At 39.2% G+C, this 15,350-nt stretch carries 16 protein-coding genes and 1 other RNA gene; 11 read left to right on the plus strand and 6 right to left on the minus strand.

The genetic code is table 11. From position 1 onward, the window contains the following. Positions 1–107: 107 nt before the first annotated feature. Positions 108–929, minus strand: a complete 822-nt coding sequence (locus L6C30_RS09205) for a YbgF trimerization domain-containing protein (RefSeq protein ID WP_236162953.1) — start codon at positions 927–929, stop codon at positions 108–110. A 501-nt stretch (positions 930–1,430) separates the two neighbouring features. Here L6C30_RS09205 and ffs point away from each other — a divergent pair. Then, an RNA gene (gene ffs / locus L6C30_RS09210) (signal recognition particle sRNA small type) lies at positions 1,431–1,527 on the plus strand. Positions 1,528–1,593: 66 nt separating this feature from the next. On the opposite strand, the gene L6C30_RS09215 is transcribed toward ffs, so the two are convergent. From L6C30_RS09215 to L6C30_RS09230, 4 genes are all read right to left on the minus strand, one after another. Beyond that, positions 1,594–2,277, minus strand: coding sequence for a regulatory protein RecX (locus tag L6C30_RS09215; RefSeq protein ID WP_236162950.1), 684 nt, complete (start codon positions 2,275–2,277; stop codon positions 1,594–1,596). Positions 2,278–2,356: 79 nt separating this feature from the next. Further along, complete coding sequence (gene recA, locus L6C30_RS09220) at positions 2,357–3,403, minus strand: recombinase RecA (protein WP_004976691.1); 1,047 nt, start codon at positions 3,401–3,403, stop codon at positions 2,357–2,359. Positions 3,404–3,547: 144 nt separating this feature from the next. Continuing rightward, positions 3,548–3,988: an RNA-binding S4 domain-containing protein gene (locus L6C30_RS09225; protein WP_019836488.1), complete on the minus strand. Its 441-nt coding sequence runs from the start codon at positions 3,986–3,988 to the stop codon at positions 3,548–3,550. Next, positions 3,981–4,655, minus strand: coding sequence for an HAD-IA family hydrolase (locus L6C30_RS09230; RefSeq protein ID WP_236162949.1), 675 nt, complete (start codon positions 4,653–4,655; stop codon positions 3,981–3,983). Before L6C30_RS09230 ends, L6C30_RS09225 begins: the two co-directional genes overlap by 8 nt. Before the next feature lie 283 nt (positions 4,656–4,938). Between L6C30_RS09230 and L6C30_RS09235 the strand changes: the two genes are divergently transcribed. From L6C30_RS09235 to L6C30_RS09250, 4 genes are all read left to right on the plus strand, one after another. Beyond that, positions 4,939–5,184 carry a hypothetical protein gene (locus L6C30_RS09235; RefSeq protein ID WP_004976684.1) on the plus strand — a complete coding sequence of 82 codons (246 nt, stop codon included), beginning with the start codon at positions 4,939–4,941 and terminating at the stop codon, positions 5,182–5,184. Positions 5,185–5,725: 541 nt separating this feature from the next. After that, a complete protein-coding gene (locus L6C30_RS09240) occupies positions 5,726–5,905 on the plus strand; it encodes a hypothetical protein (protein WP_019836486.1) in 180 nt (59 codons plus the stop codon). Between the two features lie 182 nt (positions 5,906–6,087). Next, positions 6,088–6,945 carry a 3'(2'),5'-bisphosphate nucleotidase CysQ gene (locus L6C30_RS09245; RefSeq protein ID WP_236162948.1) on the plus strand — a complete coding sequence of 286 codons (858 nt, stop codon included), beginning with the start codon at positions 6,088–6,090 and terminating at the stop codon, positions 6,943–6,945. A gap of 57 nt (positions 6,946–7,002) precedes the next feature. Further along, complete coding sequence (locus L6C30_RS09250; protein ID WP_236162947.1) at positions 7,003–7,737, plus strand: histidine phosphatase family protein; 735 nt, start codon at positions 7,003–7,005, stop codon at positions 7,735–7,737. A 221-nt stretch (positions 7,738–7,958) separates the two neighbouring features. Here L6C30_RS09250 and rpsT read toward each other — a convergent pair whose 3' ends face one another. Then, positions 7,959–8,228, minus strand: coding sequence for a 30S ribosomal protein S20 (rpsT, locus tag L6C30_RS09255; RefSeq protein WP_004976669.1), 270 nt, complete (start codon positions 8,226–8,228; stop codon positions 7,959–7,961). Positions 8,229–8,443: 215 nt separating this feature from the next. Between rpsT and L6C30_RS09260 the strand changes: the two genes are divergently transcribed. The 6 genes from L6C30_RS09260 (at position 8,444) to L6C30_RS09285 (ending at position 15,305) form a co-directional block, all read left to right on the plus strand. Next, the gene (locus L6C30_RS09260; RefSeq protein WP_236162946.1) at positions 8,444–9,109 is read left to right on the plus strand and encodes a nucleoside-diphosphate sugar epimerase; all 666 of its coding nucleotides are present in this window, start codon (positions 8,444–8,446) and stop codon (positions 9,107–9,109) included. Between the two features lie 12 nt (positions 9,110–9,121). Then, positions 9,122–9,634, plus strand: a complete 513-nt coding sequence (rraA, locus tag L6C30_RS09265; protein ID WP_019836481.1) for a ribonuclease E activity regulator RraA — start codon at positions 9,122–9,124, stop codon at positions 9,632–9,634. A 53-nt stretch (positions 9,635–9,687) separates the two neighbouring features. After that, the gene (locus L6C30_RS09270; protein ID WP_236162945.1) at positions 9,688–10,467 is read left to right on the plus strand and encodes a glutathione S-transferase N-terminal domain-containing protein; all 780 of its coding nucleotides are present in this window, start codon (positions 9,688–9,690) and stop codon (positions 10,465–10,467) included. Between the two features lie 226 nt (positions 10,468–10,693). Next, complete coding sequence (locus L6C30_RS09275; protein ID WP_236162944.1) at positions 10,694–11,053, plus strand: hypothetical protein; 360 nt, start codon at positions 10,694–10,696, stop codon at positions 11,051–11,053. A gap of 148 nt (positions 11,054–11,201) precedes the next feature. Next, entirely contained in the window at positions 11,202–14,663 is a 3,462-nt protein-coding gene (gene mfd / locus L6C30_RS09280; protein ID WP_236162943.1) for a transcription-repair coupling factor, read from the plus strand. A gap of 207 nt (positions 14,664–14,870) precedes the next feature. After that, positions 14,871–15,305: an HIT domain-containing protein gene (locus tag L6C30_RS09285; RefSeq protein WP_004976660.1), complete on the plus strand. Its 435-nt coding sequence runs from the start codon at positions 14,871–14,873 to the stop codon at positions 15,303–15,305. The last annotated feature ends 45 nt before the right edge of the window (positions 15,306–15,350 follow it).

Here is a 15,350-nt window from a genome sequence, read left to right on the forward strand (position 1 = left end):
TGCTGAAAAGGTTGCCGACACATAAAGTGACTCAGATTGAAGAATTACTGCCACATCGCTGGAAATCCAACTCAAATTAAAAAATAGGCATGGGGTTCAGCGGACGCTTACTTTGGATATTGGCTCAGAATTTTACTTTTGTATTGCGCTGCTAAAGTAGGTTTGTGATCTACATCTTGCGCTATGCTATATAAGCGATATAAGGCACTTGATGCTTTTGCAGATTGGGGATACTTTGTTGCTACAATTTCAAAATTCTTTTTGGCTTCGGTGTAATTGGTTGGCTCAATTGCTAAATTAAATTCAGCTAACCAAAAATACGCATTGCTGATATACACACTGTTTGGGTGGTTTTTAATAAAGTTTTGCATAGGTGCAATCGCTTTTTTGGCACCACCTTGTTTATAGGCATCCAATGCAACAGTATAGGCTGCTTTTTCCAGCTCAATATTGGTATTTAAACCTTGAGCTGTTGGACTCACATGCGTTGTATTTTGCACAGATTGCGTGGCATTCTTGTTTAACTGGTTGTTGCTGGCGCTGGGTGCAGTATCTTTTTGGTTATCCTCCTCAGCGGCAGGAGCAGATTCAGGGTCTATTTTTTGTTGGAGCAGTTCTAGACGTTGATCTAAATCGGTATAGCGATTTTGCAATTCATGTTTGAGCTGCGCAATTTCATTGTCTTGTTCTTCAATTTTGCCACGTAACTGGCGGATGTCATTTTCAAGTTGCTGGTTTTTTTGCATCAACTGCCAATTGATATTGGTGGGTACATTGGCAGTTGCCCTATTACTCGTTGCAATTGCAGGGCTATTAGCATAACCAGCACTGCTTTGGCTGAGGTTATGGCTTTCAATTGGAATATTGGCAAATACAGGCGTTGCGCACAGTAGGGCAAGAGCACAAAGTGCATGCTTTTTTAGCATAATTGAATATCCATCTTAATCTGGTGTAGCTGAGTCCTTAAGGGTCTTAGACTCAATCTGTTAATTGGTCATTTTCCACATTTAAAACGTCCGCGTGTGGAATTGCAATAAGCTTTTACAAACTTATCATCAATCACAGCGCAATGTGGGTAAATCTAGGATTTGAATCTCAAAATAATTTTACAATGGTTGATTGAGAGTCTGATGATCATTCGTCTATGTTTGCGACAACGCATATTTTTTAGCTGATATAAGTCATGAGGCAGGAAATTTAGTCATTCTATATGACTGACTCATAACGTAATCTGAAGAAGTTTTAGCTTACATCGCAAGCCATTTGAGAAATATCAGCATAGCCAAGTTTTAGTTTTAAGTGACGTTATTTTATAAATGTCTTCAATTGTTTTTAAAATAATCAATTGGATAGCTTTGTAAAAGTAAATACAGAACAACGCTTGCAAGTTTGTTAAAAATCTCTATACTCTGTTTTTGCAATGGTAGCCCTGCTGGTTACTTCGCAATTGTACTCTACGAACCCCGTCAGGACCGGAAGGTAGCAGCGGTAGTGGAACTATGATGTGCCGAAGGCTTGCTGGTAGGGTTGCCACCAGTTTTAAAATAATAATTCTATTTATCTTTTACTTATTTTTATCTTATATCCATTATTTTAAAAATCTTGCTCTTTTCTACGAATTGCTTTCATAATTGCATCCATATCAAAGCCTCGATACTGTAAAAAACGAATTTGTTTGGCTTTAAGTTTTGGCTCATTTGCGACTTCTGTACCGAATTTTTTTACTTTTAGTTGATAGGCTTGTTCTGTCCAATCAGTTTCTTTAAGTTCTTCTGAAATTAAACTGCTATCCACTTTTTTGTTTTTGAGTGCCATTTTAATACGATTTGGCCCTTTACCTTGCCGCTTTTGGCTAGCCAGTAACATTTCTGCAAGACGTTGATCACTCTGATAATTTTCACGTGCCAGTTCATTGACTAATTCAATCACTTCATCACGATGTTCTGCATATAAAGCCAGTTTTTCAATTAAGTCATTTTTAGAATATTCTTTACGCGTTAAGACAGCAAAGGCGTAGCTGCGTAGACGAGAACCCGTGAGTCCTAGGCGTTTGCTTTGCTGTTCGTCAGGGTCTTCATTGTGCTGTTGATCTTCAATGGCTTTAGTATAAGTAGGGTATTGTTGATTGATGTTAGGCACAGAATTTGAGGTAAAATGCAGGGCAGACGTTGTTTCTGAATATGCCTTCTCAGTTTGGCTGCATGATTGCTCATCTTCGCCTAATTTTTGTTTTAGCGCGGCATAATCAATCAGTTTGGGGAATTTATTTTCAGACATGTTAATGCTTCCATATACAATAAAACGCTCCGTAGAGCGTTCTATTTAATCCAGTTTTTGTGTTCATCTTAGCGCATGCTTAAACATCAAGTAAGTCGAATTCTTCTTCGTCTTTATCTTCTACAGGCGCTGCTTGACCTGTCGTAAGTAGTTGTTCACGAATAATCGCTTCAATGCCTTTCGCTAGCTCTGGATGTTCTTCAAGGTGACGAATGGTGTTGTTTTTACCTTGACCAATTTTATCGCCCTGATAAGAATACCAAGCACCTGCTTTTTGCACGATGTTTTGTTGAACAGCTAAATCGACCAGCTCACCTAAATGGTTAACACCTTTACCATAAAGAATCTGGAACAATGCTTCTTTAAATGGAGGTGCCATTTTGTTTTTCACAACTTTGACTTTGGTTTCAGAACCAATAATCTCGTCGCCTTCTTTCACTTGACCTACACGGCGAATATCTAAACGAACAGAAGCATAGAACTTCAATGCGTTACCACCAGTTGTGGTTTCTGGGCTACCAAACATTACACCAATTTTCATACGAATTTGGTTAATGAAGATCACCATACAATTTGAGCGCTTAGCATTACCCGTGATTTTACGTAATGCTTGACTCATTAAGCGCGCTTGTAAACCCATGTGTGAGTCACCCATTTCACCTTCAATTTCGGCACGAGGGGTTAAGGCAGCCACGGAGTCGACCACAATCATGTCAATTGCACCAGAGCGTACCAACATGTCGGCAATTTCAAGGGCTTGTTCACCGTTGTCTGGTTGCGACACCAAAAGATTGTCAATATCTACACCAAGTTTACGTGCATATTGAGGATCAAGCGCGTGTTCGGCATCAATGAAGGCACAGGTTCCACCAGCTTTCTGACATTCTGCAATGGCTTGCAGGGTCATTGTGGTTTTACCTGATGATTCAGGGCCGTAAATTTCAATGATACGACCTTTAGGTAAGCCACCAATACCCAATGCAATATCTAGGGTCAATGAACCTGTAGATACGGCTTCTACCGCTTGCACAGTGTTGTCGCCTAGACGCATGACAGTGTTCTTACCAAATTGTTTTTCAATTTGGCTAAGCGCCGCATTTAACGCCTTGCTTTTATTCTCATCCATCTTACAACCTCAATACGATGTCACGAAATAATATACTCAAGTGGATGCATTTACTTCAATCTTTTCCACATGCGATATAGTGACAGAAATTTTCCTGTAGTTCTATTTATATCATAGCCTTTGCGACAAACTATGACGCTCTATTTAATCATCATTATATGACCAAAATTGGTCAAATTGCTGATCATTTTCTTGTTTGAATTTGCTGATGTCACGACGGTCTTTTTTACTTGGTCGATGATCAGGTCGTGCTAGATTATGCAACTTTCTTTGGGTCGCAATCAATTCCCTGCGTGCAATACTCACTTCAGTTTCTTCATAAAGTTGCTGAGCGATGGGTGCCGGGCCACGTACACCCGATAATGCCTTGACCAATACGGTTTTTTTATCAAAACCCTGTTGAATGGTCAGTTCAGTTCCCACACGAATTTCTTTGGAAACTTTAACGCGCTCGCCATTGTGATGTACTTTGCCGCCTTCTATGGCAGCTTTTGCAATAGAGCGGGTCTTGAAAAAACGTGCAGCCCATAGCCATTTATCAATTCGAATCGTTTCAATGGCTTCGTGGGACGAAGTTTTAGGCATATTTTTGAGTGTCCTCAAATTGTTCTAAGACAGGAATTAAATCTGTTAATTGGTGCAACATAGGGTAATTACAAGTCTGACGCGTAGGTTTTGCTGAAGATGGCTGGGCAATACTATATAAGTGTCCAATCCCAAAGGCTTTTGCACCATTAAGCACCTTTTCGGTGTCATCAATAAAATAGCAATCTGCAGGATTAAATGCATGTTGTTGTTGCAATGTTTGCCAAAATTCAACGCGCTCTTTGGCATAACCAATGCTTTCAGAGCTAACAATCACTTCAAAGTATTTTGTTAAACCTGTATGTGCTAGTTTAAAGTCTAAACCTGCACAATCTGCATTGGTGGTGAGCCAAATACGATAGCCATTATTTTTTAAATATTCCAGTAACTCAACGGCTTGTGGACGCAAAGTGACTTGATCTTTATATTCTAGTTGCATGGCTAACATATCTACCTCGACTTTGGTTGTCCAAAAACGTGAGGAATACCATTCTAAAGTGTGACTATGTGCTTGATAAAAATCGTATAAAATTTCTTTGCTGCGTGCTAAAGAGCAGGCATGTAATTCTGCATAGCGAATTGGCAATTGTTCATTCCAAATAAAATCATCATAAGCGAGATCTAACAACGTTCCGTCCATGTCAAACATGATGATATTTTTGCGCATTTAGACACCTTAAACCATAAAGCAATTGCCAAAAGGCAGATAAAACAGACTCATTTAAACATGCTTGAGGCATAACTCAAAATACTGTCTGATTTTTAGCCAAATCATGTTAGGCTAAATAGATAAGTACTGTGTAGGTTTTCATATAAACAAATGAGATGCGGCAGTTGTAGAAAGTTACTGTAGCGTTCACAAAAACAATTTTTTTGACATATTTCTGTATTTGTTTTTCTGTATAAGCATAGAAATTGAAGGGTAAATTTTTTTAATCAGGGAGCTAATAATGGCTGAACAACAGTATTTAGATTTAAAACACTTAGATAAACAACTCGATGAGTTTGAGAAAAAGAAGAAGAAAATTAAGAAAATGCGTATCGGTTATAAATTATTTGCGCATTTAATGGGAGATGAGAAATTCGCCCATCATGTTTCAGAATCGGCATTAAATCCAGATAAACGCAGTTATCGTAAAGTGAAAATTAAAATTACCTCAGATGAGGGGGAGTTAACTTTTCTAGAAAAAGATTGATCGATTTTTGATTTAAAATCTAAGTCGGTTTTTATTATGTGTAAAATTTGTATACCTTTAAATTTAACCAGATTGATGCAGATCGGGCTTTTTTATGAATCAATGCTATGAATTTTTTGGAATGAATTGTAATTCTTTTTAGAAAAAATTTGATCATCAATCATTTGTAAAACTAGGAATGAAAGCCCTTTCTCTTGCGGCATATATGGTTCACGATGATGAGTAATCCGCAAGTGGATAAGGCTGCAGAATGAGGGTTTAAAAAATTATGAAAGAAGTCTATTACAGAGTAAGCATAGTTATTTCAGTTGTTTTAATCAAATCCATCAAGTTGTCATAATTTGCACTTAATCTATTCAGCAAGCTCAGTGAAATGAAATAGGATGTGACTGGTATATTTGAGTATAAGTTCTGTATATAAATGCTGTAAAGCAAGCTCAAATGTTACGCTTTGACTATCAAAAGATGCATGAATATCGCAGAGCGATCCCTGAGAATAATGTCAATTTTTCATCATTAAGTAAATTTATAAGGAATTGTGATGTCTATTTTAGGAATTGCCATTACCACTATTTTGGGTTTATTGGGTATTGCTGCAATTATTTTTGGTTTTGTTGGTGGCGAAACTTATTTGGTTATTGTGGGAATTTTATTAATGGTCAGTGCTGCACTCACTTTTTCCATGTTCAAAAAAAGCTTATCTGATCCATTTAAGAATTAATTAACTTAGCACTGAATAAATAAAATTCATGTAAAAAATGAATTCCTTTGAAACTTAAAGTCTTGATTTAGCATATTAAGAGACTGAGTTTTTTGCTACGTATCAGCCGTAATTTTTATTACAATGTTTTTATGAAAGTAATGAAAAGTTAGACCTTTAGATACGGTCTAAAAAGGATAGTTATGTTTATAAAAACAACGGCGCCAACGCATACTTTAATTTTACAGTTGTTGTCAATCATGCAGCAGGCATGTGAAATTTTAAATCAGGAATTTCAAGATTACTGTTCAGGTGCTGCTTTTGATGTCGAAAAGAAAATTGATGAATCTCCTGTTACGCAAGCTGATTATCGGGTCAATTATTATTTAATGCAGGCTTTGGCAGAAATCTCCAATTTACCTGTATTGTCAGAAGAAGGTGAACAAGATCAGCGCCTGCAATGGCAGAAGTTTTGGTTGCTGGATCCTTTAGATGGCACGAAAGAGTTTTTACATCAACGACCAGAATTTACCATTAATTTAAGTTTAATTTGTGGAGCGTTAACAACTTTTGCCGTGCTTGCAGTACCCGGTGAGCATACTATTTATTTTTGCCCTGAACAGGGTATGCCATTGAAATATCAAATTTTAAATCAGCAGTGGTATCTCTATCAGCCAGCACCAACGGTAACATCTTCAATTCTAAAAATTGGTTTAAGCCACAGCAGTCAAAAAAAGTCACACTATGCAGACTATTTAAAATGCTTGGCGCAGTTGACCAATTTTGAAGAAGTAAAAGCAGGGAGTGCTTATAAATTCTGCATGATTTTGGAAGATCGTGTCGATGTCTATCCGCGTTTTCATCCGACCTCTGAGTGGGACACCAGTGCAGGACAATGCTTGTTGGAACGAATAGGTGGCGGATTGGTCGATTTGCAGGGGCGGGCATTTGTATACAATCAGCGCGACACATTGCTAAATGGTGGTTTTATCGCCTATAAAAATACACAGATGAAAATGATTGCCTTACAAGCACTTGGACTTATGGCCAAGTCAGATTGAGCAAAGTGCTGAACATGGTATAGTGTCAAGGAACCAAGTTAAAATTTTGGCTAGATCATGGCATTAGAACTACTCCCTGCAAGTATGCTTAAAGCAATTGATTTATTGCCTGATGCTCAGACGCCTGTGACTTTGTTTACCCGTCATTCTATTCGTGAAATTGTCGTGGGTCAGGGTTTGGCTGGATATAATTTGCAGTTGACCGAGCAAGGCCGTGATTTAGCCGAAGCATGGGGAGGCTACTTGGTTGGAAATACAGATCGAGTGATTCAACACTGTATTTCAAGTCCTATTCAGCGTTGTGTCGATACGGCTGCTTTAATGATTCGTGGAGCAGATGGTATAACCATTGAACCCAATACCCATCACATTGAAATTATAGAACAAGGATTATTGGTTGAACCTGGAAGCTTTGTACTTGATATCAAGCAGGCAGGTCCATACTTTCAGAAACAGGGTGCTTTAGGCTTTATCAATAGTTTTGTGAACAATGCCTTGCCAGGCATGAAACATCCGATTCATGGTGTAGTGGATGTTCTTGAGTTGATTTATAACACCCATCCAACCAACCAATACGGACTCAGTTTAGCTGTGAGTCACGATACGATTCTTGCCGCAATTATCGCGGTAATTTCTGGACGCAATGAAGTCACGCAAGCCGATTGGCCAGACATGATGGAAGGTTTATTTGTTTGGTTTGAAGGCGATGAGTTTTTAGAATCTAAGTTAAAATGGATTTGGCGCGGTCAGATTCACACTTTAGATATTTCGCAATTTCGTCAGAAAGTTTAAGTAGAGCGTTGAAGGCATAAAGCCCATCAAGCCGAGAAGCTATTATCGACACTGAATATTCCGCAATATAGCGATAGTATTCAACCTGCGGTAAAAATTGCTCGTACTCATGGCTAAGAAGCTTTAAGAAAGTTGAAATGCCTAATTTTCAGAAGCAGTTGGAAGCGCAAGCGAAATAGCAGGCACAAAAAAAGCCCTAAAGGGCTTCTTTTGTTTAACACTTAGTTAGAAGCTAAAGCTTTAACTTGAGCGTTTAAACGGCTCTTATGACGAGCTGCTTTGTTCTTATGGATGATGCCTTTATCAGCCATACGGTCAATCACTGGAACAGCTTTTTTGTAAGCTTCAGTAGCAACCGCATAATCGCCTGCAGCAATAGCAGCGATTGTGCGTTTTAAATAAGTACGAACCATAGAACGTAAGCTTGCGTTGTGTTTACGTGCTTTAACGTTTTGACGAGCACGTTTTCTAGCTTGAGCAGAGTTTGCCACTCGTGCACTCCTTGAAATAGATTGGTCTGGGCGGGCTGCAATTACTTCCGAAAACCAACATCAGAAGAATTATCACCAGCCCGTAAACAAGTGCCATATTTTGATGAAACTAGACAGTTAAGTCAAGTCTTGACATGCTTTGACAACATTTTAGCTGCAGAAAAATCGGAAAGAAACAGGTAGATTAGCTTTAAGCCTCAGAGATTGTTTAAAAAATGACAAATTTTATTCAAAATGCAATTGTAATTGGTGCGAATGGTTTAGTTGGGCAGCAATTGGTTAAACAGCTGAATCAGCTGTCTGAATGTAAAAACATCACCGTGATTTTGCGTCGGTCTTGTCCTGAATTGAATCGCTTAGAAAAAGTCCAGACGTTATTACTCGAAGATTTTTTATTGCTCAATGATGAAGATGTGAGCGGTTATAGCCATGCATTCAGTTGTTTAGGTACGACCTTAAAAAAAGCAGGCTCAAAGCAAGCATTTTATGCCGTGGACTATACTATCAATGCACATTTTGCCGAATTATTACAGGCAAAGGGTACGCATTATCTTTTGATCAGTGCATTAGGCGCTGATGCTAACTCAAAATTGTTTTATAACCGTGTTAAAGGTGAATTAGAGCAATATATTGAAAGCTTGGATTTAGACAAAGTATCAATGTTGCGTCCATCTTTATTATTGGGTGAGCGCAATGAACAACGGCGTTTAGAAGATTTAGGGCAAAAGCTGTATCTTAAAATATCACGATTTATTCCCGATCATTTTAGATATAAGCCAGTAAGCGCTACACAAGTGGCTCATACTATGGTCGAGGCGGCGCAATCGCAAATTCATAAATTTCAAATTTATGATAATTTACAAATACAAAAAACCAAGTAAAAGGGGAACAACGTGTCTACAGTACCATTCGTAACTTGTGACTTATTAGATGACCATCCAAAACATGACCTTCAAGTGGTGATTCCATCTTTGGATGGTAAATTTTTCAAAAGTTACGGTGCACGTAAAACTTTTGGTGGTCAAATTGTGACTGTAAAGTGCTTTGAAGATAACTCGCGTGTAAAAGAGTTATTGGCAACCGATGGTACGGGCAAGGTTTTGGTAGTAGATGGTGGGGCATCTATGCGCTGTGCCTTGATGGGAGACTTGATTGCTGAATCTGCAGTGAAAAATCACTGGAATGGAGTGATTATTTACGGTTGTGTGCGCGATGTCGATGCAATTGCAGCACTTGATTTAGGCGTACATGCTTTGGCTTCAATTCCACAAAAAAGTAACCGCAAAGGCGTGGGTGAAGTAGATGTGAGTTTGCATTTCGGACAAGTCACTTTTAATTCTGGCGATTATGTCTATGCCGACAACAACGGTATTATTGTAGCAAAGGAAAAGCTGGTCGATTTATAAGCGGTTTGATGGCGCAGTCATCAAATTGCTAAGCACATCAAAAGGAAAACAAAATGGTGCATCATCAAATTAAAGTCATTCAGGCAATCGCATCTATGCTTACCGAGGGTGGGCGTGGCGTGAATGGGACTGCGTTTCCCAAGCAACCCGAAAAAGCCTTAAAGTTATATGAGTTTGAAGGTTCACCATTTTGCCGTCGTGTACGTGAAGTCATGACCTTGTTAAATTTGGATTATCAAGTTTATCCATGTCCTAAAGGCGGCACAAAATATCGACCTTTAGTGAAACAACTGGGCGGTAAAACTCAGTTTCCATTTTTAATTGATGAAAATACAGGTGATCACCTCTATGAATCACAGCAGATCATTCATCATTTATTCAAACATTATGGTAAAAGTGAAAAAACGCCAAAAAAATATGCGCATTTTCCTAAAATTCCTTATGTGGCGCTTGCTGGCACCTTATTGAATGGTGCACGTGGTGTGTGGATTAACCAGAAAATTGTAGAGCGCGCTGCACCTGAACAACTGATTGAGCTGTGGGGTTTTGAGGGAAGTCCTTATACACGTGTGGTACGTGGTGTATTGACTGAACTGGAGTTGCCATTCAAATTTCATAATGTAGCCAAAGAGCGTTGGCAAGATCAGGGTTTGGCAAAATTACGTTTAAAACCGGGTAAATATGTGCCACTGGCAGGTGGTAAGCGTGAGCAGGTATTAAAAGTTATGGGTGATAATATTCAAGTCCCATTTTTAATCGATCCAAATACCCAGACTCAGCTTTTTGAATCGGCCAAGATTGTGAAGTATTTGCAACAAACTTATGGCAAATAAGCTTTAAGTCATTTTTTGATTGTTATAAAAGCATCTTCAAGATGCTTTTTGCATTTAGCAGGATGTAAAAATATACATCAGTATAAACAGCCTAAGCAATGAGGGCTTAAACCACTGATTTATAACATCAAGTGATCATAAATCACCCCAATTAGTTGCATCTATTTTAGTGAAGCCTTTAAACTCTGCAGCATTCACTTTGATTTCGCCAATTTATAGGTTCAAAATGTTCAGCAAACTCACAGGGCTATTTAAAAATAAAGCCAATCTCGAAGAAATTGCCTATTTAGAAGCACATAAAATTCAATGGGATGTAGAACAAGGCTATATTGTCGATGGTATTGTGCTTAACAATGTTTTAGCAGCGCGTTTAAATTATTTATCCAACCGACGTATGCAAAAGTTTGATGATTTAGCGCAATTGTATTCTACTGCCATGATTATCAATGAAAAAATTGATCTTGAAATTGCGCAACAGCGTTTTAATACATTGCTTGGCAATACCGAAGAAAACCTACAGGAATTTAAAGCGATTGTAAAAAAATTGAATGATTATTATCGACAGTTTTTACGAGATCAAAAGTAAAGCGGAGCGTGTATCAAACTTTAAAGCACGCTGTTTTATAAAATGTTGCAATTAAAACGATGCAATTCAGGATGAAAAAATTACGCAAAACCGTCAATTCATCGTGCTAGTATAAGTCCCATGTTGTTAAGACCCTAAAGCTATATACATGTTCCAACACGAAATTTCCCAACTCAATTTAGCTCAACTGAAAGCTGGCGAAAAACGCTGGATTGGTAATCTACATGGTTCTGCCGCAGCATTATTATTTAAAGAAATTGGTCAGCAGAACCCGCATTTATTTGTGATTGTTGCGCGCAATCAACAACATTTGGCGCAGTTGGAAAGTGAATTAGAATTTTACGGGGTAAAACCGACCATTTTCCCCGATTGGGAAATTTTGCCTTATGACCGCTTATCACCACATCAAGACATTGTGTCGGAGCGTCTGGCGATTTTATCCAATATGCCACAGCAAGGCGTGTTATTGGTGTCGGCGACCACTTTAGCGCAACGTGTTGCACCAACCTCATGGGTGTTGGGTGAGCATTTTGATATTCGTGTTGGGCAAAAGTTTGCTTTGGAACAACAAAAACAGCGTTTAGTACAAGCAGGCTATCATCTGGTCGATACTGTCTATGATCATGGCGAGTTCGCTGTGCGTGGCAGTATTATGGATATTTATGCTTCGGGACAAGAAGCACCCATCCGTATTGATTTATTTGATGATGAAGTTGAAACCTTAAAGTTTTTTGATCCAGAAACGCAGCGAACCACTGAAAGCTTGCAGAATTTTACGGTTTTACCTGCCAAAGAATTTCCTTTAAAAGAAGGTCGTGCGATTTTCCGTGACCGCTATGCAGAAAGTTTCCCAACAGCAAATCCGAAGAAAAACCCTGTATATCAGGATGTGCTAGAAGGCATTGCATCGCCTGGTTTAGAGTTTTATTCTCCCTTATTTTTCACTCAGGCTCAGCTTGAAGGCCAAAATACACTATTTTCATACTTACCAAAGCATTGCATTGTCATTACAGATAAGGCGATCGATGACGGTTTAACTCAATTTTGGAAAGATGTGCTGTATCGTTATGAGGACAGACGTCATAACATCGACCAACCAATTTTACCGCCTGAACAATTATTTCTACAACCGAATCAATTATTAGAACAACTGAATCAATTTGGACGTGTGATTGCATCCCCCGAAGCTTTTGAGCAAAAAGCAGGTGTGGTGAACTTAAGCACGCTTGCACCACCACGTTTAGCGGTTGATCCAAAACAAGAGCAACCCTTTCATGCCGTTAAGCAATATATTGATGCCGCCAATCATCCTGTTTTATTGGTGGCAGAAAGTGCAGGCCGCCGTGAAACATTAAAAGATGCATTACGTGCAGCTTTAGGTGAAATTCCACAAGTTGAGAGTTTTGAGGCCTTTCAGCAGTCTTTACAAGCTATTGCGATTACCCATGCACCTTTAGACCGCGGCTTGGTCATTCAAGACCAATTGAGTGTAATCTCAGAAAATCAGCTGTATGAACATCGCGTGGTGCAGCGCCGTCGTAAACGTCAGCAGGAAGTTTCAGAAGAGTTTTTAATTCGTAGTTTGACCGAGTTAAGCATAGGCGCACCTGTGGTACATATTGATTATGGTGTTGGTCGTTATGCAGGTTTAATTACTTTAAGCATTGATGAGCAAGAACATGAGTTTTTACAACTCGATTATGCCGATGCTGCAAAAGTGTATGTGCCTGTTACCAATTTGCATTTGATTAGCCGTTATAGCGGAGGTGACCCAGACCTTGCGCCTTTGCATAAATTAGGCACAGATGCGTGGAATAAAGCCAAACGCAAAGCTTTGGAACAAATTCATGATGTGGCGGCCGAATTGCTGCATATTCAGGCACGTCGCCAATCTAAACCAGGTTTCGCTTTTGAATTGGATCATAGTCTTTATATGCAATTTGCCAGTGGCTTTGCTTATGAAGAAACCTTAGATCAAGCCAATGCAATTGAAGCGACCTTACATGATATGCAATTGGCAAAACCAATGGATCGTTTGGTCTGTGGTGATGTTGGTTTTGGTAAAACTGAAGTTGCCATGCGGGCTGCATTTGTCGCGGTACAGAACAACAAACAAGTTGCTGTATTGGTTCCAACAACATTGTTGGCACAACAGCATTATGAATCTTTTAAAGACCGTTTTGCCGACTGGCCTGTGCGTATTGAAGTCTTATCGCGTTTTGGTTCAAGCAAATCTCATCAAAAAACCATTGAAGATTTAGCTGAAGGCAAAGTCGATATTGTGATTGGGACGCACAAAATTCTGCAAGAAAATATTCAATTCAAGCAGTTGGGTTTAATGATTGTCGATGAAGAACATCGTTTTGGAGTGCGTGACAAAGAACGTATTAAAGCGCTGCGCGCCGATGTGGATATGCTGACTTTAACCGCAACGCCAATTCCACGTACCTTAAATATGGCATTTAGCGGTATGCGCGATTTATCCATTATTGCCACACCACCTGCACGCCGTTTAGCGGTCAAAACCTTTGTGCAAGAGCATACAGGCGATACGGTGAAAGAAGCCATTCTACGTGAATTGTTACGTGGTGGTCAGGTGTATTACCTGCACAATGAAGTGGAAACTATTGAACGCAGTGCTGAAACCATTCGTGAATTGGTACCAGAAGCGCGCGTTGCAGTCGCACATGGGCAAATGCGAGAACGCGAATTAGAGCAAGTCATGCAGCAGTTTTATCATAAAGAATACAATGTCTTAGTTTGCTCGACCATTATTGAAACAGGAATTGACGTCCCAAATGCCAATACCATTTTAATTGAACGTGCAGATAAACTCGGATTAGCGCAGTTGCACCAACTACGTGGTCGTGTCGGGCGCTCGCATCACCAAGCTTATGCGTATTTGCTTGTACCATCTATTAAAGGCTTAAAAGGTGATGCTGAAAAACGCTTGGATGCCATTCAGCGTGCCTCAACTTTAGGGGCTGGTTTTATGTTAGCAACCGAAGACTTGGAAATTCGTGGTGCGGGAGAATTACTGGGTGAGCAACAAAGTGGGTCAATGCAAGCCATTGGTTATAGCTTGTATATGGAAATGCTAGAAAAAGCCACCAAAGCCATTCAAAAGGGTAAAACACCTAACTTCGATGCGCCATTGTCTTTAACTGCAGAAATCAACCTACACATGCCTGCTTTGATTCCAGATGATTATTTGGGCGATGTGCATCAGCGCTTATTATTCTACAAGCGCATTAGTAATACCGATACTCAAGAAAAGCTTGATCATATCCGTATGGAATTGATTGACCGTTTTGGTATTCCGCCACAAGCGGTGAAACAACTCTTTGCGGTGCATCAATTGCGTTTAAAAGCAGAGCAGTTGGGCATCACTAAAATTGATATTGGCACAAATGGTGGTCATATCGAATTTTCACCCGATACGCCTGTGCAAGCCATGAGCATCATTCAAATGATGCAAAAACAACCGACCTATTTCCGTATGGATGGTGGGCAGCGTTTAAAAGTAATGGTGATGTTGCAAGATGCTGAAAAGCGGATTCAATTTATTGCCGATCTATTAAACAACCTGCTTAAAACTTTGCACAGCTGAGTTGAAAAATGCAAATCTACCTAAATAACACATGAGTAAATTATGAAAAATTTCTAAGAAACCTCTGATTCTATGATGAAAATTATTTATGATGAATTTGGTTAAAATTGCACTTTATTTACATGGAAACATGATGGGAATGATACTCAGTGTACTGGGGATGTGATAGTATTAGTCATCATTACAATTTGCGTCATTTATAAAGATATGTTTAGTTTGCACCCACAACTTGCTCAAGATACTTTTTTTGTAGGCGACTTTCCTCTGTCAACATGTCGTTTAATGAATGATATGCAATTCCCTTGGTTAATTCTAATTCCACGTGTGCCAGGGGTTACAGAACTATACGAATTAAGTCAGGCAGACCAAGAACAATTTTTACGTGAATCCAGCTGGCTATCTAGCCAATTATCACGCGTATTTCGTGCCGATAAAATGAATGTGGCGGCTTTAGGTAATATGGTTCCACAATTGCATTTTCATCATGTCGTGCGTTATCAAAATGATGTAGCTTGGCCTAAACCTGTTTGGGGTACCCCAGCTGTACCATATAGCAATGAAGTTTTGGCTCACATGCGTCAAACCTTAATGCTTGCTCTGCGTGGGCAAGGCGATATGCCATTTGACTGGCGAATGGATTAATTGAATTAATTGCCACGCAGCATGCGTGGCTTTTTAATCCAAAAA

The sequence above is a fragment of the Acinetobacter sp. KAM396 genome (assembly GCF_021602765.1).
GTDB lineage: Bacteria > Pseudomonadota > Gammaproteobacteria > Pseudomonadales > Moraxellaceae > Acinetobacter > Acinetobacter towneri_A.